The organism is Rhodococcus sp. C26F, assembly GCF_053345925.1.
Window position 1 is genome coordinate 165,192 of record NZ_JBKFBA010000003.1, and the last position, 25,504, is coordinate 190,695.

Below are 25,504 nucleotides of genomic sequence, written 5' to 3' on the forward strand. Positions count from 1 at the left end.
TGCGCGCTGCGGGTCCGAAGCTACTAGCCTTGATCGGGATACGTCGGCGACTCACGGGAGCGGGTGCGGTGACCAACCAATCGGGTGTGCAACTCCTCGGACCGCAACAGCGCGCCGACGCCTGGCGTCGTCTCGCCACCGAACAGTTCGACGTCGTCGTCATCGGCGGCGGTGTCGTCGGGGCGGGAGCAGCGCTCGACGCCGCGACCCGGGGCCTGCGGGTTGCGCTCGTCGAGGCCCGCGACTTCGCGTCCGGTACGTCGAGCCGGTCGTCGAAGATGTTCCACGGCGGCCTGCGCTATCTCGAACAGCTCGAATTCGGTCTGGTGCGGGAAGCCTTGCGCGAGCGCGAACTCGCGTTGACGACCCTGGCCCCGCACCTGGTCAGGCCGCTGAAGTTCCTCTTCCCGCTCACCCATCGGGTGTGGGAGCGGCCCTACGTCGCGGCGGGGATCTTCCTCTACGACCGTCTCGGCGGCGCGAAGTCCGTTCCGGCGCAGAAGCACCTGACCCGGTCGGGTGCCCTGCGGATGGTTCCCGGTCTCAAGCGCAATTCGCTCGTCGGCGGAATCCGCTACTACGACACGGTCGTCGACGACGCCCGGCACACCATGACCGTCGCGCGGACGGCCGCGCACTACGGTGCGGTGGTGCGTACGTCGACGCAGGTCGTCGGTTTCCTGCGCGAGGCCGACCGCGTGTCGGGTGTGCGGGTGCGCGACAGCGAGGACGGTTCGGTCACCGAGGTGCGAGCGCACGCGGTGATCAACGCGACCGGTGTGTGGACCGACGAGATCCAGTCGTTGTCGCGGCAGCGCGGCCGATTCCGGGTCCGCGCGTCGAAGGGCGTGCACATCGTCGTGCCCCGCGACCGGATCGTCAGCGACTCGGCGATCATCCTGCGCACCGAGAAGTCGGTGCTGTTCGTCATCCCGTGGGGCAACCACTGGATCATCGGCACCACCGACACCGACTGGAATCTCGACCTGGCGCACCCGGCGGCGACGAAGGCCGACATCGACTACATCCTCGACCACGTCAACCGCGTACTCGTCGTCCCGCTCACCCACGACGACATCGACGGTGTCTACGCTGGTCTGCGCCCGCTGCTGGCGGGGGAGAGCGACGAGACGTCCAAGCTCTCGCGTGAACACGCCGTCGCGCGGGTGGCACCCGGGCTCGTGGCCATCGCCGGCGGCAAGTACACGACCTACCGCGTCATGGCCGAGGACGCCGTCGATCTCGCGGCCGAGGACATCCCGGCCCGGATCGCGTCGTCGATCACCGAGAAGGTGCCCCTCGTCGGGGCCGACGGGTACTTCGCGCTGGTCAACCAGACCATGCATCTCGCCGAGCAGTACGGTCTGCATCCCTACCGCGTCAAGCATCTGCTCGACCGCTACGGCTCCCTCGTCGAGGACGTGCTGAGCCTCGCGAGGGGCCGGCCCGAACTGCTCGAACCGCTGACCGATGCCCCGCAGTACCTGCAGGTCGAGGTGGTCTACGGTGCGGCCGCCGAGGGCGCTCTGCATCTCGAGGACCTGCTGGCGCGCCGGACCCGCATCTCGATCGAGTACCCGCACCGGGGCCTGCACTGTGCGGAGCAGACGGCCCGGCTGGTCGCTCCGGTCCTCGGCTGGGACGACGCGACGATCGACCGGGAGGTCGCGACCTACCGGGCGCGCGTCGAGGCGGAGATCGAGTCGCAGAACCGACCCGACGACGAATCCGCGGACGCGCTCAGGGCAGCGGCCCCGGAGGCCCGGCCGGAGATCCTCGAACCGGTGCCCATCACGTAGCCGCGGGCGGTTCGTGACGGGTCTCGGTGCGTGAGCACCGCCTTCTCGGCGGTCGGTACGTGAGCACCGCCTTCTCGGCGGTCAGTGCGTGAGCACGACCTTCACGACGACCACGACCGTCGCGATCAGAGCCACCCCCACCGCGGCCACCACGGTCCGGTGGTTCGGTCTGCGATTCTGTAACCGGCGCACGACGAATACGGTCGAGCCGATACGGATCAGCACGGCGACCTCGGCGAGGATGTGCGCCGTCCGGGGCTCGAGCCAGCCGATCCAGGCCGTGGCGAGCACGAGACAGGGCAATACCGCCGACGACAGGATGGGAACGGAGTCGCGGAGTTCCTCGATGCGTTCGCTGCGCGTGAGTTGTTCACCCGAACGAACGGACTGAGCGACCGACTCCGCGAAGACATGGGCGATGAACGTCGAGAGTGCGGTGCCGACCACGATCGCGATCCCGATGTACTCGGGCGAGGTCGTGATGGGGACGAGCGCGGCCAGCACCAGGATGTTGCCGTAGACGTAGGCGCTGATGCGGGAGGCCGCCGACTCCGGGGACAGAGGGCGGCGCCGTCCGGACGACAGGTACGAGGGCGTGGACACCTCGCTAGCGTGACACAGAACGCCCTCGTCGACGCCGCTACCGGAAGGGTGCGTCAGGGTGAAACAGAAGTGGGACGGTGGCGATCCGTCACCTTCGGGCTGTAGTGCATCGGCGTGTCGCGGCGGTCGAGGGGCGGCAGGTTGCGCCCCGGTGTCTCGAGCAGGCCGGTATCGGCCGGGATCCGCCCGAACGCGCGGTCCCAGCCGGCCCGCGCCCGCGGGTGGTAGCGGTACCGCCACGGCACGAGTTTCGTGCCGAGTCCGATGGCGCGACCGACGAGAGCGTGCAGTGCCGCCTCCGGCCGGCTCCATCGGTAGCCGAGCAGCTCGCGCACCGGCGGGTCGTACAACCCGACGGTGAGCCACAGGAAACCGGCCGTCACCGGTGGGCGGATCAACTTCCACACCTCTTCGGGGAACCACCGCAGGAAGGGCGGACGGTCGAGATTCGACAGGTCGAGCACGTCGCGAGTGGCCTTGTTGTCCTCGAGCACGGTGCGGCACACGCGGTCCCAGTACTCGAGGAAGTCCTCCCAGGATGCGGGGACCGAGTGCATCGGCATGCCGTACAGCCGGTACCACTGCACGTGCTCGTCGAACAGGCGGTGCTTCTGTTCGAGGGTGAGCGGGCCGTCGAACCACTCGATGGAGACGACGAGGCTGTAGAAGAAGGTCGCGTGCGCCCAGTAGAAGGTGTCGGGGTCGAGTGCGTGGTACCTGCGGCCCTTCTTGTCGATCCCCTTGATGGTGTTGTGGTAGCCGCGCACCTTCGCTGCGGTCTCCGGAGCGCGGGGACCGTCGAAGACGACGCCGTAGATCGGGTACAGCGATCGGTAGAGCCGTTCCCACCGTTCGTCGAAGAACTTCGAGTGCTCCTCGACCCCGGCGCCGAGTCCGGGATGCATGTTCTGCATGGACCCCGCCCACGGCCCGAAGAGCATGCCGCGCCAGCCGCCGAAGTATCGCCAGGTCAACGAATCGGGGCCCAGGGGTTCCGGTGGTTCCGGCCGCGCAGGGCGTGGTGCCGCGTGGTGCGACGACTCGGCGGTGTCCGGCCCGACGGAACCCTGACTACGCATGTTGTCAGAGTAGGATTCGGCGGGCATGCAGTCAACGACGGGAAGCGACAAGGTGGACACCACGCGCCGCAGCTGGGCGGGCGTCGGCATCGACGAACGCCGTCGGCTGCGCAGGGAACGCCTCCTCGCGGTGGGCGTCGACCTGCTCGGAGCGCCCGACGGCGCGGCGGCGAACGTCAGGGCCGTGTGCCGGGCCGCCGAACTCACCGAACGGTACTTCTACGAGAGCTTCACCGACCGCGACACCTTCGTCCGCGAGGTCTACGCCCACGTCGCCGACCGCGCCCGCGACGCGCTGACCGAGGCGGTACTGTCCGCGCCCACCCTCGGCCGGGCCGAGGCCGCGGTGCGGGCGTTCGTCGAGCTCATGGTCGACGACCCCGCGAAGGGACGCGTGCTCCTCCTCGCCCCGCTGCGCGAACCCACAATCAGTCGGCGCGGTATCGAACTCGCGCCGGCCTTCGTCGCGCTGGTCCGCGACCAACTACCGCCGGGCGGCGACGAGGGACAGCGCCACATGGTGGCCGTGGGTGTCGTCGGCGCCCTCACCAGCCTGTTCATGGGGTACCTCGAAGGCGACCTCGCCGTGTCGCGAGACACCCTCGTCCGGCACTGCGTCGCGCTCGTCGAGGACGCCGGCAGGGCGGCGTGCCTGCAGGGCGATCAGGCCGGGGATCCTTCCGGGCGCGGCTGACATCGCGGGCACCGGTAGACCACCCGCTCGGGATCGGTCGCGGTGCCGATCTCGCCGAACCGGATCGGGGTATGGCAGCGTCTGCACGGCTTCCCGCGACGCCCGTAGACCCACAGATTGCGGCCCGGACGGCGGTCGCCGGTGGTGATACGGGTCGTCCGGTCGCGGTTCGCGACCAGCAACCGATGCGCGAGGTCGACCCACGCAGCGGGATCCCCGGCCTGCGCGACCGGGGTCCACGGATCGACGCCCCGCAGGAAGCACAGTTCGGAGCGGTACACGTTCCCGACGCCGGCCATGATGCGCTGATCGAGCAGGGCCACCCCGATCGGACGGTCCGGGTCGCGCACGAGATTCGCCGCCGCACGCTCGGGATCCCAATCGGGACCGAGCAGATCCGGCCCGAGATGGCCCACGGCGTCGTCCTCCCGGTCACGGGCGAGCACCTCGACGATGCCGAGTTCGAAACCCACCGCCTGCACGTCCTCGGTGCCGAGCACGATGCGCGCCTTGTATCCGGGCTTGCGCCACCGTGTTCCGCGCGGGTAGACGTGCCATTCGCCTTCCATCTTCAGGTGCGAGTGGATCGAGACGTCGGCGACGCGGACGAGTAGGTGCTTGCCCCGCGAGACCACTTCGTCGACCGTGCACCCGGTGAAATCGGCGGTGGCGAAACGCGGAACGCGGAAGTCCGTCTCGGTGAGCACCTTTCCCTCCAGTGCCGTTCGGAGGCGGTGCGCGGCGCGGAACACGGTGTCTCCCTCGGGCACGTCAGAACCTCAGCCGGTAGCCGCGCGGGGTCGCCGAGAATCCCGCTTCGGCAAGATATCCGGCGAACTCGTGCCCATGGATCGTCTCACCGTCGACCTTCTCGACGACGATCTTGTCGACACCACCGCGTTTGACGGTCGCAGCGAGCGACGCGCATGCGCTGCGCAACCGGCCCGGATCGTCGTCGAAGGTGAGCAGCGTGCGTCCGCCGCGTTCGACGAACAGCACGAGCGCCCCGTCGACGAGCACCACGAGTCCACCGGCCTTGCGGCCCGGCCGGTGCCTCGGCGCGTCGTCGTCGGCCGACGACTTCGGCCACGGCAGTGCCGCACCGTACGGGTTGGCGGGATCGCACGCCGCGAGGGTGACGGCCGCGGTCTCCGAGTGCCGGCCCTCGATCGAATCCGAGAACGACCGCAGACGGTCGACGACCGACGGTGTCGAGAACTGCGCTCCGCCCAGCGAATCGACGAAATAGCCGCGGCGGCACCGGCCCGTCTCCTCGAACCGGCTGAGCACCTTGTACATCGTCGCGAAACCGCCGGGCACACCCTCGCCGACGACGACACCGCGGGTGACCACGCCGTACCGCTCGAGCAGCAGTTCGGCGGTGGTGTGTGCGCGGACCGTCGCGTCGGTCTCGCGTTCGGGCAGCATCGACCAGCGCCCGCTGACGGTCGGGGGCCCGGTGCGGCTCGGCAGCGTGGGCCGGGCCCGGTACATCCGGGCGCGCGGCGCCCGGCGCGGGGTGCGGTGGGCGGGCTTGGCACGGGAGGTGTCGCCGATCAGGGCGCGCAGCGGGGCGAGGGTGTCGCCCGCGATATGCCCGCTCCACACCAGCTCCCACAGGGCGTCGGCGACCGTCGTGTCGCTCGCCGTGGTGTGGAGGGCGGTGACGGCGTCGACGAGTTGCCGGAAGAAGTACGCGCCGCCGCCCGAGAGCGACTCGAGGATCGCCCGGTGCACCGGCCCCAGCTCGATGTCGTCGACCGGAGCGAGGCTCACCGGGGCCAGATCGGCCGGATGCAGTGCCACCCAGCCGTCCTTCCCCGAGATGGACCCGGCACCCGACCACAGGACCTCACCGGTCGTGGTGAGTTCGTCGAGCATCGTCGGGGTGTAGTCGCGCACGCGGGGAGCGAGGATCAGCGGTTCGAGGGCGCTCGCGGGCACCGGTACCCCGGCGAGTTGTTCGACGACGGTGAGGACACCGTCGATGCCGTAGAGCGCACTCGTGCCCGGGCCGGTGCCGAGGTGGTGCCAGTCGGGCAGGAATCGTCCGAGGGTCGTGGTGCTGACGGGTTCGACGTCCTGCCGGGCGGCGGCGAGCGACCGGCGCCGCAGCCTTCGGAGCACCTCCGTGTCGCACCATTCCGATCCGCTCGCACCCGGACGGAATTCGCCTGCCGTGACGCGCTTCTCGGACGCGAGCCGGCCGAGGACGGATTCGACGACCGCCGTGCCCAGTCCGAACCGGGCGGCGGCCTGCGCGGTGGTGAACGGGCCGTGGGTGCGGGCGTGCCGGGCGATCAGATCGCCGAGCGGGTCGGGGACCGGTTCGACGAACACCGTCGGGACCCCGATCGGCAGGGGCACGCCCAGCGCGTCGCGCAGACGTGAGGCGTCCTCGATCGCCGCCCATCGGTGCTCACCCGCGTACGAGACACGCAACGCGCGGCGTTGCGCTTCGAGATCCTCGATCCAGGACGTCGGGTCGTCGGTGGTGCGCTCGCGCAGCTCGGCATCGGTGAGCGGACCGAGCAGACGCAGCAGATCGGCGACGCCCTCGGCGTCGCGTGCGCGTCGCTGCGGGGTCAGGCGTTGCAGTTCGTGCTCGGCCTCGGTGATGACGTCGGCGTCGAGCAGTTCGCGCAGCTCGACCCGGCCGAGAAGTTCGGCGAGCAGCGTCGAGTCGAGCGACAGTGCCGCGGCCCGACGTTCGGCGAGCGGGCTGTCGCCCTCGTACAGGAACTCACCCACATAGGAGAACAGCAGCGACGTCGCGAACGGTGAGGCCGTGGGGGTCTCGACCTCCACCAGCCGGATCTTGCGCTGGGCGATGCTGCCGAGCAGGTCGCGCAGAGCAGGCAGGTCGTAGACGTCCTGCAGGCACTCGCGCACCGTCTCGAGCAGGATCGGGAAGTCGGGATAGCGGCGAGCGACGTCGAGCAGTTGCGCCGATCGTTGGCGCTGCTGCCACAGCGGGGCGCGCTTGCCCGGGTTGCGGCGGGGCAGGAGCAGGGCCCGCGCCGCGCACTCCCGGAAGCGGGACGCGAACAACGCGGAGCCGCCGACCTGTTCGGTGACGATGTCGTCGATCTCCTCGGTGTCGAAGACGAAGATCTCCGAGCCGGGCGGGGCGTCGTCGGTGTCGGGCAGTCGGACGATGATGCCGTCGTCGGACGGGGTGGGGTGCGATTCGATGCCGTAGCGTTCGAGCAGCCGCGCGCCCACCGCAAGCGCCCACGGCGCGTGCACTCGCAACCCGAACGGCGAGTGCAGCACCAGCCGCCAGTCGCCGAGTTCGTCGCGGAACCGTTCGACGACGAGTGTTCGGTCGGTGGGCAGGTGACCGGTGGCGGTGCGTTGCTCGTCGAGCAGACGGATGAGGTTTCCGGTGGCGTAGTCGTCGAGACCACCTTTGCGGCAGCGGGTCTCGGCGTCCTCCGGTGAGGCGTGGCCCATCTCGCGCAGGAATGCGCCGAGCGCGGCACCGAGTTCGGCGGGTCGACCCTGACTGTCGCCGTGCCAGAAGGGCAACCGGCCGGGCCGGCCGTAGGCGGGGGAGACCAGCACCCGGTCGAAGGTGATCTCCTCGATCCGCCAGCTGGTGGCACCGAGCGCGAAGACGTCACCCACTCGCGACTCGTAGACCATCTCCTCGTCGAGTTCGCCCACCCGCGTGTTCTTCTCGCCGACCATGTACACGGTGAACAGGCCGCGGTCGGGGATCGTGCCGCCGGAGGTGACGGCGAGCCGTTGGGCGCCGGGCCTGCCGATGAGGGTGCCGGCCGTGCGGTCCCACACCACCCGGGGACGGAGCTCGGCGAACTCGTCGGACGGATAGCGGCCGGCGAGCAGGTCGAGGACGGATTCGTAGACGCCGCGGGAGAGCGTCGCGAACGATCCGCTGCGCCGCACCGTGTCGAACCAGTCGTCGACGTCGACGGGTTCGAGGGCCGTGGCCGCGACCGTCTGCTGGGCGAGCACGTCCAGTGGATTCGCCGGGACCTGCAGCGCCTCGATGTGTCCCTCGACCATCCGCTCGACGGTCACCGCGCAGTGCACGAGATCGGTGCGGTGCTTGGGTAACAGCACGCCGCGCGAGGTCTCGCCCACCTGGTGCCCGGCGCGGCCGACGCGTTGCAGACCGCTGGCCACCGAGGGCGGAGCCTCGACCTGGATCACGAGATCGACTGCACCCATGTCGATGCCGAGTTCGAGACTCGACGTCGCCACCACGCACCGCAACCGGCCCGACTTGAGATCGTCCTCGATCAGAGCGCGCTGGTCCTTGCTCACCGACCCGTGGTGGGCGCGGGCGAGCACGGGTGCAGCGCCGGCGGTGGTCTCGGTGGGCGATCCGAGCTGCGAAGGCGGTGCGCCCTCGCGGTCCACCTGCTCGCCGAGGCGTTCGGCGTGGATCTCGTTGAGCCGGGCGGTGAGACGTTCGGACAGTCGCCGGGAATTGGCGAACACGATCGTCGACCGGTGCTCGGTGATGAGATCGACGATCTGCTCCTCGACGTGCGGCCAGATCGACCCGGCCTGCGGTGTGGGGGAGAACGATTCCTCGTCGGGCTCGGAAACCCCGAGTTCGGTCATGTCCTCGACCGGTACGCGCACCGCGAGATCCCACGTCTTCGCCGAGGGCGGCGCGACGATCCGGATGGGGGCGGAACCGGCGAGGAACCGGCCGACCTCCTCGTGCGGTCGCACGGTGGCCGACAACCCGATGCGTTGGGCCGGCGCGCGCAGGAGCTGGTCGAGACGCTCGAGCGACAGCGCGAGATGCGCCCCGCGTTTCGTCCCCGCCACCGCGTGGACCTCGTCGACGATCACCGTCTCGACACCGACGAGGTTCTCCCGCGCGGACGAGGTGAGCATGAGGAAGAGCGACTCGGGCGTCGTGATGAGGATGTCCGGTGGCGTGCGCGCCATGGCGCGACGATCGGCCTGGGAGGTGTCGCCGGAACGCACACCGACGGTGATGTCGGGTGGCGTCAGACCGAGCCGTTTCGCGGTCTGCGTGATGCCGACGAGCGGAGACCGCAGATTGCGCTCGACGTCGACCGCGAGGGCCTTGAGCGGCGAGACGTACAGCACGCGGGTGCGGTGCTCGCGCGCGGCGTGCTCGTCGGCCGGGGTGGACGAGAGCCGGTCGAGCGACCACAGGAACGCCGACAGGGTCTTGCCCGAGCCGGTGGGGGCGACGACGAGCGTGTGGGCTCCCGTGGAGATCGAATCCCACGCGCCGAGCTGGGCCGGGGTCGGGGACTCGAACGCCCCGGCGAACCACGCCCGGGTCGGCGCGGAGAAACGATCGAGGATGTCGGTCACCATCCCATCGTCTACCCGCCGACCGACACACTCAGTCGCCGCACGTGAACCCGCTCAGTCGTCGTACGCGAACCGGGCGATCTGCCGGCAGTGATCGTCGGCCCAGGAGTTGCGGCCGCCGCGCATCAGTTCCGTCACGAGCGCCCGCGCCGGGGCCCGCCACGGCAGCGCCTCGAACTGCTCCCGCGCGGCGGGTTCGTCGCTCCACACCACGGACACCACGGAGCCCTCGTCGATGAAGGAGAGGCCGGGGGAGTCCGCCGCGAGCTGCTCGCGGGTCGAACCCGACGCCTTCTCCAGCTCGGCCCCCGACACACGGACGTAGCCGGCGAGGCTCCGCTGCCCGTCGGAGAGGTCGAGGAACACCCCGGCGACCGCCATGTTGCCGGCGTGCACCGACACCAGCGGCTTCCGCGGGTCGTCCGGCTCGCCGGCGGGAAGACACACGACGGACCAGTACTCGCATTCGCTCATGCGGGCGTTGGGCACGATCGACGACACGACGTCGCGGAGCCAGGCCGTGACGGAGCCGAACTCGGGATACTGTTCGAGCTCGCGGTACTTGGTCTCGCGCAGCGGCAGGGCGGCCGTCGACGGGGGCACACGGGTGTTCACGCGACGATTATGACCGCCGCCGATGTGGTGCGGGTCATCAGATCACCACGCCGGGATTCAGGATCGCGTTCGGGTCGAGCGCGGCTTTGATCCGCTCGGTCAACGCCATCACGTCCGGTCCCACCTGATCGGGTAGCCAGGCCTTCTTGAGCCGGCCGACACCGTGTTCACCGGTGATGGTGCCGCCGAGTTCGATCGCGAGATCCATGATCTTCCCGAAGACCGTCTGCGCCCGCGCCGTCATGTCCTCGTCGGCGGGGTCGTAGACGATCAGTGGGTGGGTGTTGCCGTCCCCGGCGTGGGCGATCACGGCGACGGTGACGTCGTGTTCGGTTGCGAGATCGGCGATTCCGCTCACCAGTTCCGGCAGTGCGGGGATCGGCACCCCGACGTCCTCGAGCAACAGGCTGCCGGTGCGCTCGACGGCCGGGATCGCCATGCGGCGGGCGACGGTGAACGCCTCACCCTCCTCGGGGTCGTCGGTCGCGAAGACGTCGTCGGCGCCGGCCTCGCGGCAGGCCCGCACCATGATCTCGATCTCCTCCGCGGCCGCGCTGCCGGGGGCGTCGGAGCGTGCGATGAGCATGGCCTCGGTGGTGCGGTCGAGTCCCATGCGCAGCATGTCCTCCACCGCCCCGATCGACGCCCTGTCCATGAATTCGAGCATCGCCGGTCGCAGGACCGCGGTGATCGCGACGACCGCGTCGGCGGCGGCCTGCACGGTGGCGAAGGTCGCGACCATCGTGGAGGCCGGTGGCGGCGGTGGGACGAGGCGCAGGGTCACCTCGGTGATGACCCCGAGAGTGCCCTCGCTGCCGACGAACAGCTTCGTCAGCGACAGGCCCGCGACGTCCTTGACCCGCGGACCACCGAGCCGCACCGCGGTACCGTCGGCGAGGACCACCTCGAGTCCGAGCACGTAGTCGGTCGTCACCCCGTACTTCACGCAGCACAGCCCACCGGCGTTGGTGGCCGCGTTGCCGCCGATCGTGCAGATCTCGAACGACGACGGATCCGGTGGATACCAGAGTCCGTGTTCGGCCGCGGCCTGCTTCACCTCGACGTTGAGCAGACCGGGCTGGACGACGGCGGTGCGGGTCGCGGTGTCGACGGTGATCGCCCGCATCTTCTCGGTGCTGAGCACGATCCCGTCGGCGAGCCCGCCGGATCCGCCGGACAGGCTCGTGCCGGCACCGCGGGGCACCACCGGCACCCTGTGGGCGTTCGCCCACCGCAGTGTCGCCTGCACGTCCGCGGTGGACGTCGCGCGCACGAGCGCGAGCGGAACCGCGGCATCGGGGTCCTGCGCACGGTCCTGCCGGTAGCCGGCGAGGATGTCGGGATCGGTGACCAGCGCGCCGGCGGGCAGTTGTCCGGCAAGTTCGTCGAGCACCGGGGGCGTGTCGGTGTTCGGGCGGCTCATCCGCGCACCGGCTCCACGTAACGCGCGCGCAGCTTGTGTTTGACGAGCTTGCCCGTGGGGGTGCGCGGGAGGTCGTCGGAGAAATCGATGCTGCGCGGCGCCTTGAAGTGCGACACGCGGTCGCGGACGTAGGCGAGCAGTTCCTGCTCGAGCTCGGGGCTCGGTTCGACTCCGTCGACGAGCTGGACGACGGCCTTGACCTCCTCGCCCATCTCCTCGTTCGGCACGCCGATCACCGCGACGTCGAACACCTTCGGATGCAGCGTGAGGACGTTCTCGGATTCCTGCGGGTAGATGTTGACGCCACCCGAGATGATCGTGAACGCGGCCCGGTCGGTGAGGTAGAGATAGCGTTCCTCGTCCAGATAGCCGATGTCACCGCTGGTCGTCCACGTCGGATGCTCGGGATGCGTCGCCTCCTCGGTCTTCACCGGGTCGTTGTGGTACTCGAACGGACGCTCGTCGCGTTCCCACCACACCGTGCCGATCGAGCCGGTGGGCAGTTCCTGCCCCTGGTCGTCGCAGATGTGGACGGTGCCCAGGGCACCGTCGCGGCCCACCGAGCCGGGATGCGCGAGGGCCTTTGAGGAGTCGATGAACGTCGCGCCGGCGCCCTCGGTGGAGGCGTAGTACTCGTTGATCACCGGCCCCCACCACTCGATCATCGCCCGCTTGATCTCGGGAGGGCACGGCGCCGCGGCGTGGATCGCGACCTTCATGCTCGACACGTCGTACTTCGCGCGGATCTCCTCGGGGAGCTTGAGCATCCGGACGAACATCGTCGGCACCCACTGGCTCGCCGTGACCGAGTAGCGGTCGATGAGCGCGAGCGCCTCCTCGGGATCGAAGCGGTCCATGAGGATCACGGTGCCGCCGACCGACTGGATCGTGCCGCAGAAACGCAGCGGCGCAGCGTGGTACAGCGGTGCGGGGCACAGGTAGACGGTGCTGTCGTCGAATCCGTACATCGGGGCGAAGACCGCGGTGTACGGGTCGGGGATGTCCTGGACCTGCCCGTCCGGAAGCTTCGGCTTGATGCCCTTGGGCCGGCCCGTGGTGCCCGACGAGTACAGCATGTCCTGGCCCCGGGGCTGGTCGTCGAGCGGTGTCGCGTCGAAACCGGCGAGCGCGGCGTCGTACTCCTCGAAGCCCTCCAGCGACTCGCCGAACGCCAACCGGTGGGTGACGCCGGGATACGCGCCGGGGGACAGGTCGACCGCACCGACGGCCTGCGCCGACACGATGAGAGCCTTCGCGCCGCAGTCGTCGACGATGTAGGCGGCCTCGGCCGGGGTCAGGTGCCAGTTGACGACGGTGATGTAGAGGCCCGAGCGCAGCGCTGCCCAGTAGACCTCCATGACCCGCAGGTCGTTGTTCGAGATCAGGGCGATGTGATCGCCGCGCTCGAGGCCGAGGGACTTCAGGTACTTCGCCAGCCGGATCGAGCGTTCGTCGAGTTCGCGATAGGTCAGCGACTCCCCGGTGGCGGGGCGGATGATCGCGGGTTTGTCGGGCGTAGTGGCGACGAAGTTCCCTGGATACATGCCCAAGGTCTACCACAGGATGTGGTGCAGACCACATATCCTCTGATTGGGCGCAGTGTCGTCGGGTACCCGTGCGGAGGGACCACGGAAGGAGAAGACGATGCCGAATCCGTCGATCAAGAACGAGAAGATGTACGAGGAGCTCCGCGAGGACGGCGCCTCGAAGGAGAAGGCGGCCCGGATCTCCAACGCGGCTGCGAACGAGGGCAAGTCGCAGGTCGGGAAGAAGGGCGGCAAGTCCGGCTCCTACGACGACTGGACGGTCGACGACCTGAAGAAGCGTGCGAAGGAACTGGGCATGACCGGTTACTCCGACATGAAGAAGGACGAACTCATCGACGCACTGCGCAACCATTAGCCGCCCGGACCCCCGAGTTCGGGATCAGCCGAACTCGACCCCCTGGGCGAGCGGCAGCTCCGTCGAGTAGTTGACGGTGTTCGTCGCCCGCCGCATGTATGCCTTCCACGCATCCGATCCGGATTCGCGCCCGCCACCGGTGTGCTTCTCCCCACCGAACGCGCCACCGATCTCGGCACCCGAGGTGCCGATGTTGACGTTGGCGATGCCGCAGTCCGATCGGGCGAGGAACAGTTCCGCCTCGCGCTGGTCGAGCGTGAATATCGCCGACGACAGGCCCTGTGGTACACCGTTGTGCAAGGCGATCGCCTCGTCGAGGTCGTCGTAGTCGAGGACGTACAGGATCGGGGCGAAGGTCTCCTCGCACACCACCTCGGTCTGCGCCGGCATCCGGACCAGCGCGGGGGAGACGTACACGCCACCACCGGCGACCTCCACTCGGTCGCCGCCGACGACGAGCGTGCCCCCGTCGGTCTGCGCGCGGTCGAGCGCCGCGGTCATCGCCTCGTAGGACCGTTCGGAGATGAGCGGACCCACGAGGACACCCTCGTCCAGCGGATTCCCCACCCGCAGACGCGAGTACGCCTTCGCGATGCGCTCGACGAACTCGTCGGCGATCGACCGGTGCACGATCAGGCGGCGCAAGGTGGTGCAGCGCTGGCCCGCCGTTCCGGCGGCCGCGAACACGACGCCCCGGACGGCGAGATCCTGATCGGCGGACGGAGCGACGATCGCCGCGTTGTTGCCGCCGAGTTCGAGCAGGCTCCGGCCGAACCGGGCCGCGACGCGCGGCCCGACGATCCGCCCCATCCGGCTGGAGCCGGTCGCACTCACCAGCGCGATACGGGGGTCGTCGACGAGCGCTTCACCCACCGTGTGGTCGCCGAGGAGAAGATGGTGGAGCCCTTCGGGGGCGCCCACCTCAGTGGCGGCGCGGCGCAGCAGCGCGTCGCAGGCGAGCGCGGTGAGCGGGGTGGTCTCCGACGGCTTCCACACCACCGGATCGCCGCACACCAGCGCGATCGCGGTGTTCCACGACCACACCGCCACGGGGAAGTTGAATGCGGAGATCACGCCCACCACACCGAGCGGATGCCAGATCTCCATGAGCCGGTGCCCGGGACGCTCGGACGGCATCGTCCGCCCATACAGCTGCCGCGACACACCGACGGCGAACTCGCAGACGTCGATCATCTCCTGCACCTCGCCCGCGGCCTCCGACGGGATCTTCCCGGCCTCGAGGGTGACGAGTTCGGCGAGATGCGACTTGTGTTCGACGAGAAGTTCGCCGAGCCGCCGCACCACGCGGCCGCGCACCGGAGCGGGGACGTCACGCCATTGTTCGAAGGCCTGTGCCGCCGCCGTGATCGTCGCGTCGACCTCGGCGGCCGAGTGGACCGGGAGGTGCCCGATCACGATGCCGTCGATCGGGCTGGTCACCGCGAGCGCCCCGTCGTCGGGCAGGGCGCCGACACCGCACTGCCTCAGAGCGGTCGCCGCGCGATCGGCGAGATCGGTGGTCGCATTCATCGGTGAGCTCCTTTACTGCTCGGATACCCTGCGCTGGTGCCCGAATCCTCGAGAAACGACTCGTCGAAGGAGTCGCTGGACGACATCGATCGGATGCTGCTGCGCGAACTGGTCGCCGACGGTCGCGCGACGCTCGCGGCGCTCGCCGAGAAGGCAGGATTGTCCGTCTCGGCCGTGCAGTCGCGGGTGCGCCGACTCGAGGCGCGCAACGTGATCCGCGGATACAGTGCGCGCGTCGATCCCGAAGCGCTCGGGCTGATGTTGTCGGCGTTCGTGGCGATCACCCCTCTCGACCCGTCGCAACCCGACGACGCACCGGCCCGCCTCCGGCACATCTCCGCGATCGAATCGTGTCACTCGGTGGCGGGCGACGAAAGCTACATCCTCCTCGTGCGTGTCGAGTCTCCTCGCGCTCTCGAGCGGTTGCTGCAGGAGATCCGGGCGACCGCGAACGTCGCCACCCGCAGTACCGTCGTTATGCAAACATTTTACGAACGATAGGCCCCTGCGCCGTAAGTGTTGCTGTGATACCGGGTTTGTCCCGTTGATTCTCGCGTACGGTGGGGTCATGAGCACTGCATTCCGAAACCCGGACGGTGCCGAGAACCTCGCCCCCGACCGGGTACACAGCATCCTCGGCCGGCACATGCTCGCCGACGGTTTCGACCTCGTCCTCGATCTCGACCGTTCCCGTGGAGTACGCCTCGTCGACGCCCGGGACGGAACCATGTGGCTCGACATGTTCGGGTTCTTCGCGTCGTCCACGCTCGGAATGAATCATCCTGCGCTGACCGATCCGGAGGCAGCGCACGAACTCGCCGCCGTCGCGGCGAACAAGCCCAGCAACTCCGACATCTACACCGTGCCCATGGCGCGTTTCGTCGAGACCTTCGTGCGCGTCCTCGGCGACCCGGCGCTCCCGCACCTGTTCTTCGTCGACGGCGGCGGGCTCGCCGTGGAGAACGCGCTCAAGGTCGCGTTCGACTGGAAGAGCCGTCTCAACGAATCCCGCGGTCTGCCCGCCCACCTGGGCGGATCGGTGCTGCACCTGACCGAGGCCTTCCACGGCCGCACCGGATACACGCTGTCGCTGACCAACACCGATCCGGTCAAGACCGACCGGTTCCCCAAGTTCGACTGGCCGCGGATCGACGCGCCCTATCTCGCCGACGGACGCGACGTCGCCGTGGCCGAGGAGAAGGCCCTCGAGCAGGCCCGCCGAGCCTTCGCCGAACGTCCCCACGACATCGCGTGCTTCATCGCCGAACCGATCCAGGGCGAAGGCGGCGACCACCACTTCCGTCCCGAGTTCTTCCGGGCGATCGCGCAGTTGTGCCGCGAGAACGACGCCCTGCTGATCTTCGACGAGGTGCAGACCGGCGCCGGCACGACCGGCACCGCGTGGGCCTACCAGCAGCTCGGCGTCACCCCCGACATCGTCGCCTTCGGCAAGAAGACGCAGGTGTGCGGGATCATGGCCGGCGAACGCATCGACGAGGTGCCCGACAACGTGTTCGCCGTGAGCTCGCGGATCAACTCGACGTGGGGCGGCAACCTCACCGACATGGTGCGGGCCCGCCGCATCCTCGAGGTCGTCGAGCACGACCGGCTGATCGACCGTGCCCGGTTGAGTGGGGCGCACCTGCTGTCGGGGTTGCAGCAGCTCGCCGCGCGACGACCGGGCGTCACCGAGCCGCGCGGACGCGGACTGATGTGCGCGGTCGACCTCCCGACTCCGGAGATCCGCGACGAGGTGCTGCGACGGCTGTACCGCGACGAACACGTCCTCGTGATCGGGACGGGTACGCGCGGCATCCGCTTCCGGCCGCCGCTCGTCGTCACCACCCACGAGCTCGACGAGGCCGTCGACGCGCTCGACAGGGTGACCTCGCAGTACGAATGAGGGGGTGGGTCCACCTGTTCGCGGCCGGACGGCGGTAGCTTGTCGGACATGGCCGATGCACTGGACGAGACCGTAACCGGCGGCGAATCCTTCGCGATTCCGTCGCTGGTCAACCTGAGGGACATCGGCGGTTGCCGGAGTTCGTTCGGCGGCGTGGTCCGTACCGGAGTGGTCTTCCGCTCGACGGACCTCAGCCGTCTGACCGACACCGACGTCGAGACCCTCGACGCCCTGAGCATCGCGACGGTCTTCGACCTGCGCACGCTCGAGGAACAGCAGCGCCGTCCCGATCGCGTCCCCGACGGTGCCCGGCACCTCGGGCTCGACGTCCTCGCCGACCGGCAGAGTGGATCGATCGCGGCTGCGCTGCCGGAACTCGTGTCCAACCCGGAGCTGGTGGCCCAGACGCTCGGGGACGGTCGTGCCGTCGAGTACCTGCGGCAGAGCTACCGCGAGTTCGTCACGCTGCCGAGTGCCGTGGCGTCGTACCGGACCCTGGCGAGCACCGTCGCGCACGGCGAGATCCCGGCGCTCGTGCACTGCAGTGCCGGCAAGGACCGCACCGGCTGGGCGGCGGCCTCGCTGCTCATGTTCGCCGGCGCCGACCAGGACGCCGTGTTCGCCGACTACCTGCGCACGAACGACGAACTGCTCCCGCATTTCGACGACTTCTTCGCCCGGTTCGCATCGCTCGGCGGCGATCCGGAACTGATCACACCCCTGCTCGGTGTGCGCTGCGAGTACCTCGAGGTGGCGATAGACGAGGCTCTGTCGCGCTACGGAACCATCGAGCAGTACTTCGCTGCCGGACTCGGTCTCGACGACGACACCCTGCAGGCCCTGCGGACCCGGCTCGTCGACCCGAACGTGACCGCCTGACCTGACCCGGGGTCCGGCTCACGGCCTCGACCGCGCGCGAGAACGTGAGCCGACGACGGCCGCGACGGCGAGGCCGATCGCAACGCCGACGAGATCGGCGCACCAGTCCCAGAACGAGCCGGAACGCCGGACAGCGACGGTGGCCTGGAGGATCTCCGTCAGCACGCCGTAGAGGCCCAGCCACACCACCGTGACGACGGGGGAGATCCGTGCGTAGCGGGAGCAGAGCGCGAGGGCCAGGAACATCAGTGCGTGTGTGACCTTGTCGGCGTGCGGCGGGCCGCTCGGCACCGTGCCGCCGGGGGAGAGCAGCATCGCGGTGATGACGACGACCGCGACGATCAGCGGCAGAGCACGGTGCCGGAGGAGCGTGGACGGCACGGTTCAGGCGTTCTTCTTCTCGTCCCGGCGACTGTCGGCGCCCCTGTCGTCGGTGCTGTGCCCGTCCCGGTCGCGACCGGCGAACAGGACGATGCCCACGGCGGGGATCAGCAGGAAGAACAACCACGTGTCGAACGTGAAGAACAACACGAGCGCGACGAGCGGGGTCAGCCCCATCACGACCTCGCGCCAGCGCTCGGGATCCTTCTTCGGGGCGATCACCGGGAGGTCGTCGCGGGTCGTGGTGGGCAGCTCGGTGACGTGGGCGGGCAGGTCGGTGAACAGCACCTGGAGATCACCCCGCGTCGTCGCGGCCGACGCCTTCGCGCTGCGTTCGTCGAACTCCGACAGCGTCAGCCGGCCGAGCGCGAAGTGCTCGCCGAGCAGGTCGAGAGCGTCACTGCGTTCTGCGTTGCCGATCCGGATGTCGGGGTGTTCGGGCATGCCGGCCACACTAACCTGTGCCGTCGGACCGGCAACAGCCACGGGCACCTCTCGAAGAGCTGTGATATCCGCTACAGGATCTCTGCAACAGCAGGAGGACGCGGCCGGGTACCGCGAGGTCAGGACGGCCCGCGGCCCTCGCCGAGGAGCCGGTAGGCCCGGCGACCCGCGACGAACAGCACACCGAAGGCGATGAGCAGCGTAATCGGGTGCCGGAAGACGACGATCACGAGCAGCGCGACCAGGATGAACGGAACCAGCGTGAGCAGCTGTTCCGCCAGATCGCGTGGCCCGGTGGTGGCCATCGCGACCGGCGCCGAGGGCAGGTCGGCGAACAGGGGGATCAGGTCGCCGCGCACCGTCGCCTGCGTGGCGAGTGCGACCCGCTCGTCGAACTCCGCGAGGCTGAGACGGCCCGCGGCGAAGTGCTCGCCGAGCAGCGCTACGGCTTCTTCACGCTCGGCGGTGCCGATGCGAATGTCGGGGCGGTCGGCCATGACTCCAGGCTAGTGGTTTTTCGCGCGGATGAACCGGCCGCCAGGAACCCGATACGGCGAGGTCCCCCCGCATCGNGCGGGGGACCGTCGGGGATCTGCCGTGTACTCGAGCGTCGCTCGAGCGGCGTCCTACTTGATCTCGGTGAGCACGGTGCCCTGGGTGACCGCGGCGCCCGGCTCGACCGCCAGGCCGGTGACGACGCCCGCCTTGTGGGCGTTGACCGGGTTCTCCATCTTCATGGCCTCGAGCACGGCGATGAGCTCGCCCTCGGCGACCTCCTGGCCCTCGGCGACCGCGACCTTGACGACCGTGCCCTGCATGGGTGCGGTCACCGCGTCGCCCGACGCCTTGCCCGCGCCGCCGCCACCGCGCTTGCGGGGCTTCGGCTTCTTGCGGATCGCGCCGGCACCGCCGCCGTTACCGCCGAGCGAGAACTGGCCGGGCAGCGACACCTCGACGCGACGTCCGCCGACCTCGACGACGACGGTCTGACGCGGCAGGGCCTCGTCCTCGTCCTCGATCGGGGCACCACCGGTGTACGGCTCGATGGTGTTCTCCCACTCGTTCTCGATCCACTTGGTGTAGACGTCGAACTTCTCGCCGTCGCCCACGAACGCCGGGTTCTCGACGATGTGGCGGTGGAACGGGATGACCGTGGCCAGGCCCTCGACCTCGAACTCGGCCAGCGCGCGGGCAGCACGCTGCAGCGCCTGCTCGCGGGTCTCACCGGTGACGATCAGCTTGGCGAGCATCGAGTCGAACTGGCCGCCGATGACGTCGCCGGCGACGACACCCGAGTCGACACGCACGCCGGGGCCCGTGGGCTCCTTGTAGACGGTGATCGGGCCGGGAGCGGGGAGGAAGCCGCGACCGGCGTCCTCCCCGTTGATGCGGAACTCGAAGGAGTGGCCGCGCGGGGTCGGGTCCTCGGTGAGCTCGAGCTTCTCGCCGTTGGCGATGCGGAACTGCTGACGCACGAGGTCGATGCCGGCGGTCTCCTCGGTGACCGGGTGCTCGACCTGCAGGCGGGTGTTGACCTCGAGGAAGGAGACGGTGTCGCCCTGCACGAGGTACTCGACCGTGCCGGCGCCGTAGTAACCGGCCTCGCGGCAGATGGCCTTGGCGGAGTCGTGGATGCGCTTGCGCTGCTCGTCGGTCAGGAACGGCGCGGGGGCCTCCTCGACGAGCTTCTGGAAGCGGCGCTGCAGCGAGCAGTCGCGGGTGCCGGCGACGATGACGTTGCCGTGCTGGTCGGCGATGACCTGGGCCTCGACGTGGCGGGCCTTGTCGAGGTACTGCTCGACGAAGCACTCGCCGCGACCGAAGGCAGCGACGGCCTCACGGGTGGCCGACTCGAACAGCTCGGCGATCTCCTCGATGGTCTGCGCGACCTTCATGCCGCGTCCACCACCGCCGAAAGCGGCCTTGATCGCGACCGGCACGCCGTACTTCTCGGCGAACTCGACGACCTCCTCGGCGTTCTTGACCGGGTCCTTGGTGCCGGCCGCCATCGGAGCCTTGGCGCGCTCGGCGATGTGGCGGGCGGTGACCTTGTCGCCGAGGTCGCGGATGGACTGCGGCGAGGGGCCGATCCAGATGAGGCCGGCGTCGATCACGGCCTGGGCGAAGTCGGCGTTCTCGGAGAGGAAGCCGTAGCCGGGGTGGATGGCGTCGGCGCCGGACTTGGCCGCGGCGTCGAGGATCTTGTCGAACACCAGGTAGGACTCGGCCGAGGTGGTGCCGCCCAGTGCGAACGCCTCGTCGGCGAGCTTCACGAACTGTGCGTCTGCGTCCGGTTCGGCGTAGACGGCGACACTGCCGTAGCCCGCGTCCTTGGCGGCTCGGATGACCCGCACAGCGATTTCGCCGCGGTTCGCGACGAGCACCTTCGTGATCTGCGCGCTGGCATGACTGGGCACGGAGCCTCCTGTTGATCGATCGTTAGGTTATTTCCGTCGACGGGCAGTCTAAGCGCCATTCGGATCGACGATGTAACCGGATGCCCATATACATTACGGCGGCCGTTCGAGCGCACAATGCTACTCACCGGTAGGTGGGACTGCCGCCGTTTCCGACCGTGCGATCCACGGTCCACCCACCGCGACCTCGTGCATCAGTTCGCGGGTGCGCGTCAGAAGGCTCGGGACGTTCTCGCCCGCGACCGTATTGTCGGGAAATCGCGCCGACATGTTCACACCCTCGGGCGTGCGGTTGATCCAGACGTAGACGTCGTGGGTGAAGCTGCGGCTGCGCAGCGCCTGAGCGTTCCATTCGGGCCACTGGGCGGCCATCGGCACGAACCGCACGTCCATGTACGAGACGACGAAACGTGGACGGATGGGCACGCCGAGGAGTTCGCCCACCCGTACGAACGGCACTCGTGCGCTCGCGCGGGTGCGGTGCAGTTCGTCGCCGGCCCGCATCGCCAGGGTCTCGAAATCCGTTGTGTCCGTGAGCTTCAGATCGATCGGACGCAGGCCGACGAACCATCCGAGCGAACCCGCCCAGATCGGCCCGGCGCGGGTGTGCGCGGGCGCGACGGTCCGGAACCGATCCGCACCGGTGAGTTCGGCCGTCGCCCGGCCGAAGCACGCCAGCACGCCGGCGAAGAATCCCGTCCCGGCGCGTCGGCAGCATGCGGAGAAGGCGCTCGCCTCGTCGTCGTCGAACCAGCGTTCCGACAGTCGTTGCTGGGGTGTGGCGTGCGCGGGTCGCGCCCCGATCGGGAGGGGGAAGGCGGGCGGTTCGCCGCCGCATTCGGTGAGGGTCCGCCGCCAGATCTGCACGGCCTCGTCGTCGTCGTCGAGATGCGCGGACTCGTCGCGTTCGGCGGCGCCGAAGTCGATGTAGCTGCCCACCGGGAACAGGTCGGCGGCGCGACCGGTGCGCTCCTCCTCGTAGAGCGCCGAGATCTCGTGCGCCACGAGCACCACCGAGTACCCGTCGATGATGGAGTGGTCGGCGCCGAAGAAGACCGTGAACCGCTCGTCGGTGTCCTTCGCGCTTTCTGCGCCGTCGGGATCCCCGTCCGGTGTCCGCTCGAGCGTCGCGAAGACGTAGGACGGCCACAGGTGCGGGGTCGTGTAGTCGTCGAACAGACCGAGCAGGTGCTCGTGGATGGTGTCGGGATCGGCGGGATCGTGCCGGATGGGTCGCACCGACACCCGGCCCGGGGGAGCGGTGCGCCGCACCAGACCGCCGCCGCTCTGTTCCTCGTCGAGGTGCGCGTGGCTGCGCAGCGGTTCGTGCCGATCGATCCAGCGCTGCAGGGCCCGCCGGAACCGCTCGGTGTCGAGCGTCCCGGGGACCTCGAAGGCCGTGCCGAGCCAGGAGTCGCGGCCCCCGCCGTACCGGACCCCCGAGGTACGCCTCAGATGCGCCTCGTGGATGTACGAGGCGGGACGAGGGTCCTCGCGCCAGTCGTCCTCGGCCGCACACGGCAGCCATTCGGTGAGAACGCCCGGGGGGATCCGGTAGTCGGCGAGCTCGGTGAACTCCATGACCGCGTCAGGTTCGGAGATGCCGCTTGATGCGCGTGAGCATCGCGCTCATCCCTCGCAGCCGCAGCGGGCTGACCGCCTCGGCGAGACCGAGCGAGGCATAGAAGTCGTCGGGCACGTCGAGGATCTCCTGTGCGCTGAGACCGTCGAGTCCCTGCTGCAGGATCGATGCGAATCCGCGGGTGGTCGGCGCTTCGGCGGGTGCGCTGAAGTGGAGCTTCACCCGCGACCGGTCGGCCGCGTCGACGGACAGGAACAGCGGCGACTGGCACTCGGGCACCGGTTCCATCGCCGCCTCCTCCAGCTCCGCGGGAAGGGGCGGGAGTTCGCGACTGAACTCCAGCAGCAACTGCAGCTTGTCCTGACCCTCGACGGCGGCGAAGTCGTCGACGATCTCGGCGAGCGGGGCGGGAATGCTCATGCGACCGGCACTTCTCCGGGCTCGTCGCCCTTGACGATGGGCACGCGGACGGCGTTGCCCCACTCGGTCCACGAACCGTCGTAGTTGCGCACGTTCGAGTACCCGAGCAGGTAGGTGAGCACGAACCAGGTGTGGCTCGAGCGCTCGCCGATCCGGCAGTAGGCGATCACGTCGGCGTCCTGGTCGATGTCGCCGTAGATCTCCTCGAGTTCGGGCCGCGCACGGAACCGGCCGTCCGGCGCCGCTGCCTTCGCCCACGGGATCGACACCGCGGTGGGGATGTGGCCACCGCGCAGGGCGCCTTCCTCCGGGTAGTCGGGCATGTGGGTGCGCTCGCCGGTGTACTCCTGCGGCGACCGCACGTCGACCAGGGGGCCCTTGCCCAGGTGCGCGAGGACATCGTCCTTGAACGCGCGGATCAGCGCGTCGTTGCGCTCGACGACCGGGTAACCGCTCGTCGTGGCGATGGGGATGTCGAGGGTGGTGTCGCGGTTCTCGGAGATCCACGCGTCGCGTCCACCGTCGAGCAGGCGGACGTCCTCGTGGCCGAAGAGGGTGAAGACCCACAGTGCGTAGGCGGCCCACCAGTTGGACTTGTCGCCGTAGATGATCACGGTGTCGGTGCGGCGGATGCCCTTGCGATCCATGAGCGCGGCGAACTGCTCGCCGTCGATGTAGTCGCGGGTGACGGGGTCGTTGAGATCGAGATGCCAGTCGATCTTCACCGCACCGGGGATGTGCCCCACGTCGTAGAGCAGGACGTCCTCGTCGGACTCTACGACCTTCACTTCGGGATGGCCGAGATGAGCGGACAACCACTCCGTCGACACGAGACGGTTGGGATCGGCGTATACCGCGAACGAAGGGTTGCTATCGGGTGCGACGGGCACATGGGCTCCTGAGGCTGTGGTGGCAGGTGCGCCGTCGATTCTAGGCGGTACCGTGACGGGACGTGACCCGCAGTGACGCCCACGGCGACCGGCCGGCCCCGGTCGAGCTCGCATCGCGGGAGCACATCGACCTGCTGGTCCGGCGGTTCTACGAACGGGCCCTCGACGATCCCGTGCTCGCGCCGGCCTTCGACGTCCTCGCCGTAATCGGACTCGACGACCATCTGGTGGTGGTCGGCGACTTCTGGGAGCAGATCCTCTTCCGCACCACCCGCTATCGCGGAGCGTTCGTGCCGGTGCACCGGGCGCTGCACGGACACCACGGACTGACCCCCGCCCGGTTCGAGCGGTGGTTGCAGTTGTGGTGCGGGACCGTAGACGAGATGTTCCACGGCGTGGATGCCGAACGTGCGAAGACCAAGGCCGAGGCGATGGTGGGCTCGTTGCAGAAGACCCTGTACGGCGGCACGGCCCGATAGTGCCGGGTACGGCTCAGTTCTCGAGCGCCTCGACGGGGATCGCGGCGTTCTCGGCCCACAACCGTGCGACGGAGATGCCGACCTCGGCGAGGAGGCGCCGCACCAGCGGGAGCCCGATGCCGATCACCGACGACGGATCGCCTTCGATGCCCTCGACGAACCAGCCCCCGTGACCGTCGAGCGTGAAGGCCCCGGCCACCTCGAGCGGCTCACCGCTGTCGAGATACGCCTCGAGCTCCTCGTCCGTGGGGGTGCCGAAGTGCACCACGGTGCCGCTGTGGTCGGCGGCCTCCGCGACGACCTCGTCGTCGCGGATACGGAGCACGGCATGACCGGTGAGCAGCTCGCCGCTGCGGCCGGCCATCGCCCGCCAGCGCTCGTGGGCCGCCTCGACGGTGCCGGGCTTGCCCTGCAGAGCGCCGTCGATCAGCAGCATCGAGTCGCAGCCGATGACGACGGCGTCGCGGAGCTTCTGCTCACGCAGGACGGGCAGGATGTCGGTGGCCTTGGCGCGGGCCAGCTCGGTGACCACCTGCGCCGGCGGCGTGCCGGGGTCGAGGGACGCGATGAGTGCGTCCTCGTCGACCTCCGACACCTGCACCAACGGCTTCACGCCCGCCGCGTGGAGAACCGCGAGGCGGGCGGGTGAAGCCGAGGCCAGAACGAGCCGGGGCATGTCAGCCGCGGTTCGGGTACGAATACGGCGAGAACGGCGCCCACTGCCGGTGCATCCGCGTCGGATCGCCCCAGGTCTCGGGCGGCCGGGTGTCGACCACCTCGTCGCCCGCCGACGCAGCGGCAGCGGCGAGCACGGCGACGAGAGCCGCGATCTCCTCGTCGGCGGGGTTGCCCTTGACGATGCGGATGGCGGCCGCGGTCTCGGCGACCGCGGTGCTCTCCTGGGCGGCTTCGGTCGCGTCGTCGGCGGCCGTGGCCTCGACCGCGGGCGACTGCTCTTCGACCTCGAACTCGGTGATGATCTTGTCCTCTGCCGTCGCTGTCACAGGGCACCCCCCGGGTACGCGTCCACACGGGCATCGGATGCCCACCGGGTCGCTGTCATGTCGATCCCTCTCTCGGGTTCATCGCACGTCGTGGGCGACGTGCTACGCCGTACGGTCGCGGCAGGACCG

The 25,504-nt window shown here is 69.4% G+C and carries 24 protein-coding genes; 7 read left to right on the forward strand and 17 right to left on the reverse strand.

Annotated elements, in window-relative coordinates; all coding sequences use genetic code 11:
- Positions 1 to 68: 68 nt before the first annotated feature.
- Positions 69 to 1,799: a glycerol-3-phosphate dehydrogenase gene (glpD, locus tag ACLBYD_RS05980; RefSeq protein ID WP_447815754.1), complete on the forward strand. Its 1,731-nt coding sequence runs from the start codon at positions 69 to 71 to the stop codon at positions 1,797 to 1,799.
- An 81-nt stretch (positions 1,800 to 1,880) separates the two neighbouring features.
- Here glpD and ACLBYD_RS05985 read toward each other — a convergent pair whose 3' ends face one another.
- Together ACLBYD_RS05985 and ACLBYD_RS05990 are read right to left on the reverse strand one after the other, a co-directional pair.
- Positions 1,881 to 2,402, reverse strand: coding sequence for a hypothetical protein (locus ACLBYD_RS05985; protein ID WP_060651294.1), 522 nt, complete (start codon positions 2,400 to 2,402; stop codon positions 1,881 to 1,883).
- Positions 2,403 to 2,455: 53 nt separating this feature from the next.
- On the reverse strand, positions 2,456 to 3,481 hold the full coding sequence (locus tag ACLBYD_RS05990) for an oxygenase MpaB family protein (RefSeq protein ID WP_447815755.1): 1,026 nt from the start codon (positions 3,479 to 3,481) through the stop codon (positions 2,456 to 2,458).
- 25 nt (positions 3,482 to 3,506) lie between these two features.
- Between ACLBYD_RS05990 and ACLBYD_RS05995 the strand changes: the two genes are divergently transcribed.
- Positions 3,507 to 4,175 (forward strand): TetR/AcrR family transcriptional regulator, encoded by a 669-nt coding sequence (locus ACLBYD_RS05995; RefSeq protein WP_447815756.1) that lies wholly within the window; start codon positions 3,507 to 3,509, stop codon positions 4,173 to 4,175.
- Here ACLBYD_RS05995 and ACLBYD_RS06000 read toward each other — a convergent pair.
- From ACLBYD_RS06000 to ACLBYD_RS06020, 5 genes are read right to left on the reverse strand one after another with little or no spacing between them, the layout of a single operon-like run.
- A complete protein-coding gene (locus tag ACLBYD_RS06000; RefSeq protein ID WP_447815757.1) occupies positions 4,145 to 4,945 on the reverse strand; it encodes a DNA-formamidopyrimidine glycosylase family protein in 801 nt (266 codons plus the stop codon). The two genes, ACLBYD_RS05995 and ACLBYD_RS06000, sit on opposite strands and share 31 nt — an antisense overlap.
- Before the next feature lies 1 nt (position 4,946).
- A complete protein-coding gene (locus ACLBYD_RS06005; protein ID WP_447815758.1) occupies positions 4,947 to 9,509 on the reverse strand; it encodes an ATP-dependent helicase in 4,563 nt (1,520 codons plus the stop codon).
- A 51-nt stretch (positions 9,510 to 9,560) separates the two neighbouring features.
- Complete coding sequence (locus tag ACLBYD_RS06010; RefSeq protein WP_447815759.1) at positions 9,561 to 10,121, reverse strand: hypothetical protein; 561 nt, start codon at positions 10,119 to 10,121, stop codon at positions 9,561 to 9,563.
- A gap of 37 nt (positions 10,122 to 10,158) precedes the next feature.
- Positions 10,159 to 11,544 carry an FAD-binding oxidoreductase gene (locus ACLBYD_RS06015; protein WP_447815760.1) on the reverse strand — a complete coding sequence of 462 codons (1,386 nt, stop codon included), beginning with the start codon at positions 11,542 to 11,544 and terminating at the stop codon, positions 10,159 to 10,161.
- A complete protein-coding gene (locus tag ACLBYD_RS06020; RefSeq protein WP_447815761.1) occupies positions 11,541 to 13,088 on the reverse strand; it encodes an AMP-binding protein in 1,548 nt (515 codons plus the stop codon). The genes ACLBYD_RS06015 and ACLBYD_RS06020 overlap by 4 nt, the downstream gene beginning before the upstream one ends.
- A 100-nt stretch (positions 13,089 to 13,188) precedes the next feature.
- Here ACLBYD_RS06020 and ACLBYD_RS06025 point away from each other — a divergent pair, with 100 nt between their 5' ends.
- Positions 13,189 to 13,446 carry a DUF7218 family protein gene (locus tag ACLBYD_RS06025; RefSeq protein WP_059382299.1) on the forward strand — a complete coding sequence of 86 codons (258 nt, stop codon included), beginning with the start codon at positions 13,189 to 13,191 and terminating at the stop codon, positions 13,444 to 13,446.
- A gap of 24 nt (positions 13,447 to 13,470) precedes the next feature.
- Here ACLBYD_RS06025 and amaB read toward each other — a convergent pair whose 3' ends face one another.
- The gene (amaB, locus tag ACLBYD_RS06030; RefSeq protein ID WP_447815762.1) at positions 13,471 to 14,976 is read right to left on the reverse strand and encodes an L-piperidine-6-carboxylate dehydrogenase; all 1,506 of its coding nucleotides are present in this window, start codon (positions 14,974 to 14,976) and stop codon (positions 13,471 to 13,473) included.
- 36 nt (positions 14,977 to 15,012) lie between these two features.
- On the opposite strand from amaB, the gene ACLBYD_RS06035 reads away from it, so the two are divergent.
- The 3 genes from ACLBYD_RS06035 to ACLBYD_RS06045 all read left to right on the forward strand — a co-directional run bounded on the left by ACLBYD_RS06035 (position 15,013) and on the right by ACLBYD_RS06045 (position 17,758).
- A complete protein-coding gene (locus tag ACLBYD_RS06035; protein ID WP_447815763.1) occupies positions 15,013 to 15,477 on the forward strand; it encodes an Lrp/AsnC family transcriptional regulator in 465 nt (154 codons plus the stop codon).
- A gap of 67 nt (positions 15,478 to 15,544) precedes the next feature.
- A complete protein-coding gene (gene lat, locus ACLBYD_RS06040; protein ID WP_447815764.1) occupies positions 15,545 to 16,879 on the forward strand; it encodes an L-lysine 6-transaminase in 1,335 nt (444 codons plus the stop codon).
- A gap of 48 nt (positions 16,880 to 16,927) precedes the next feature.
- Complete coding sequence (locus ACLBYD_RS06045) at positions 16,928 to 17,758, forward strand: tyrosine-protein phosphatase (RefSeq protein WP_447815765.1); 831 nt, start codon at positions 16,928 to 16,930, stop codon at positions 17,756 to 17,758.
- An 18-nt stretch (positions 17,759 to 17,776) separates the two neighbouring features.
- Here ACLBYD_RS06045 and ACLBYD_RS06050 read toward each other — a convergent pair whose 3' ends face one another.
- The 7 genes from ACLBYD_RS06050 to ACLBYD_RS06080 all read right to left on the reverse strand — a co-directional run bounded on the left by ACLBYD_RS06050 (position 17,777) and on the right by ACLBYD_RS06080 (position 23,892).
- Positions 17,777 to 18,139: a VanZ family protein gene (locus tag ACLBYD_RS06050; protein ID WP_447815766.1), complete on the reverse strand. Its 363-nt coding sequence runs from the start codon at positions 18,137 to 18,139 to the stop codon at positions 17,777 to 17,779.
- Positions 18,140 to 18,142: 3 nt separating this feature from the next.
- A complete protein-coding gene (locus ACLBYD_RS06055) occupies positions 18,143 to 18,583 on the reverse strand; it encodes a DUF1707 SHOCT-like domain-containing protein (RefSeq protein ID WP_447815767.1) in 441 nt (146 codons plus the stop codon).
- Positions 18,584 to 18,702: 119 nt separating this feature from the next.
- A complete protein-coding gene (locus ACLBYD_RS06060) occupies positions 18,703 to 19,080 on the reverse strand; it encodes a DUF1707 SHOCT-like domain-containing protein (RefSeq protein WP_447815768.1) in 378 nt (125 codons plus the stop codon).
- 129 nt (positions 19,081 to 19,209) lie between these two features.
- Positions 19,210 to 21,000 carry an acetyl/propionyl/methylcrotonyl-CoA carboxylase subunit alpha gene (locus ACLBYD_RS06065; RefSeq protein WP_447815769.1) on the reverse strand — a complete coding sequence of 597 codons (1,791 nt, stop codon included), beginning with the start codon at positions 20,998 to 21,000 and terminating at the stop codon, positions 19,210 to 19,212.
- Between the two features lie 120 nt (positions 21,001 to 21,120).
- The gene (locus ACLBYD_RS06070; protein WP_447815770.1) at positions 21,121 to 22,581 is read right to left on the reverse strand and encodes a condensation domain-containing protein; all 1,461 of its coding nucleotides are present in this window, start codon (positions 22,579 to 22,581) and stop codon (positions 21,121 to 21,123) included.
- 7 nt (positions 22,582 to 22,588) lie between these two features.
- Positions 22,589 to 23,002: a SufE family protein gene (locus ACLBYD_RS06075; RefSeq protein ID WP_447815771.1), complete on the reverse strand. Its 414-nt coding sequence runs from the start codon at positions 23,000 to 23,002 to the stop codon at positions 22,589 to 22,591.
- The gene (locus ACLBYD_RS06080) at positions 22,999 to 23,892 is read right to left on the reverse strand and encodes a sulfurtransferase (protein WP_447815772.1); all 894 of its coding nucleotides are present in this window, start codon (positions 23,890 to 23,892) and stop codon (positions 22,999 to 23,001) included. Before ACLBYD_RS06080 ends, ACLBYD_RS06075 begins: the two co-directional genes overlap by 4 nt.
- Positions 23,893 to 23,954: 62 nt before the next feature.
- Here ACLBYD_RS06080 and ACLBYD_RS06085 point away from each other — a divergent pair, with 62 nt between their 5' ends.
- Positions 23,955 to 24,371: a group III truncated hemoglobin gene (locus ACLBYD_RS06085; protein WP_447815773.1), complete on the forward strand. Its 417-nt coding sequence runs from the start codon at positions 23,955 to 23,957 to the stop codon at positions 24,369 to 24,371.
- 13 nt (positions 24,372 to 24,384) lie between these two features.
- Here ACLBYD_RS06085 and ACLBYD_RS06090 read toward each other — a convergent pair whose 3' ends face one another.
- A complete protein-coding gene (locus ACLBYD_RS06090) occupies positions 24,385 to 25,047 on the reverse strand; it encodes a Maf family protein (RefSeq protein WP_447815774.1) in 663 nt (220 codons plus the stop codon).
- A gap of 1 nt (position 25,048) precedes the next feature.
- Positions 25,049 to 25,375 carry an acyl-CoA carboxylase subunit epsilon gene (locus ACLBYD_RS06095; protein ID WP_016696115.1) on the reverse strand — a complete coding sequence of 109 codons (327 nt, stop codon included), beginning with the start codon at positions 25,373 to 25,375 and terminating at the stop codon, positions 25,049 to 25,051.
- Positions 25,376 to 25,504: the final 129 nt, after the last annotated feature.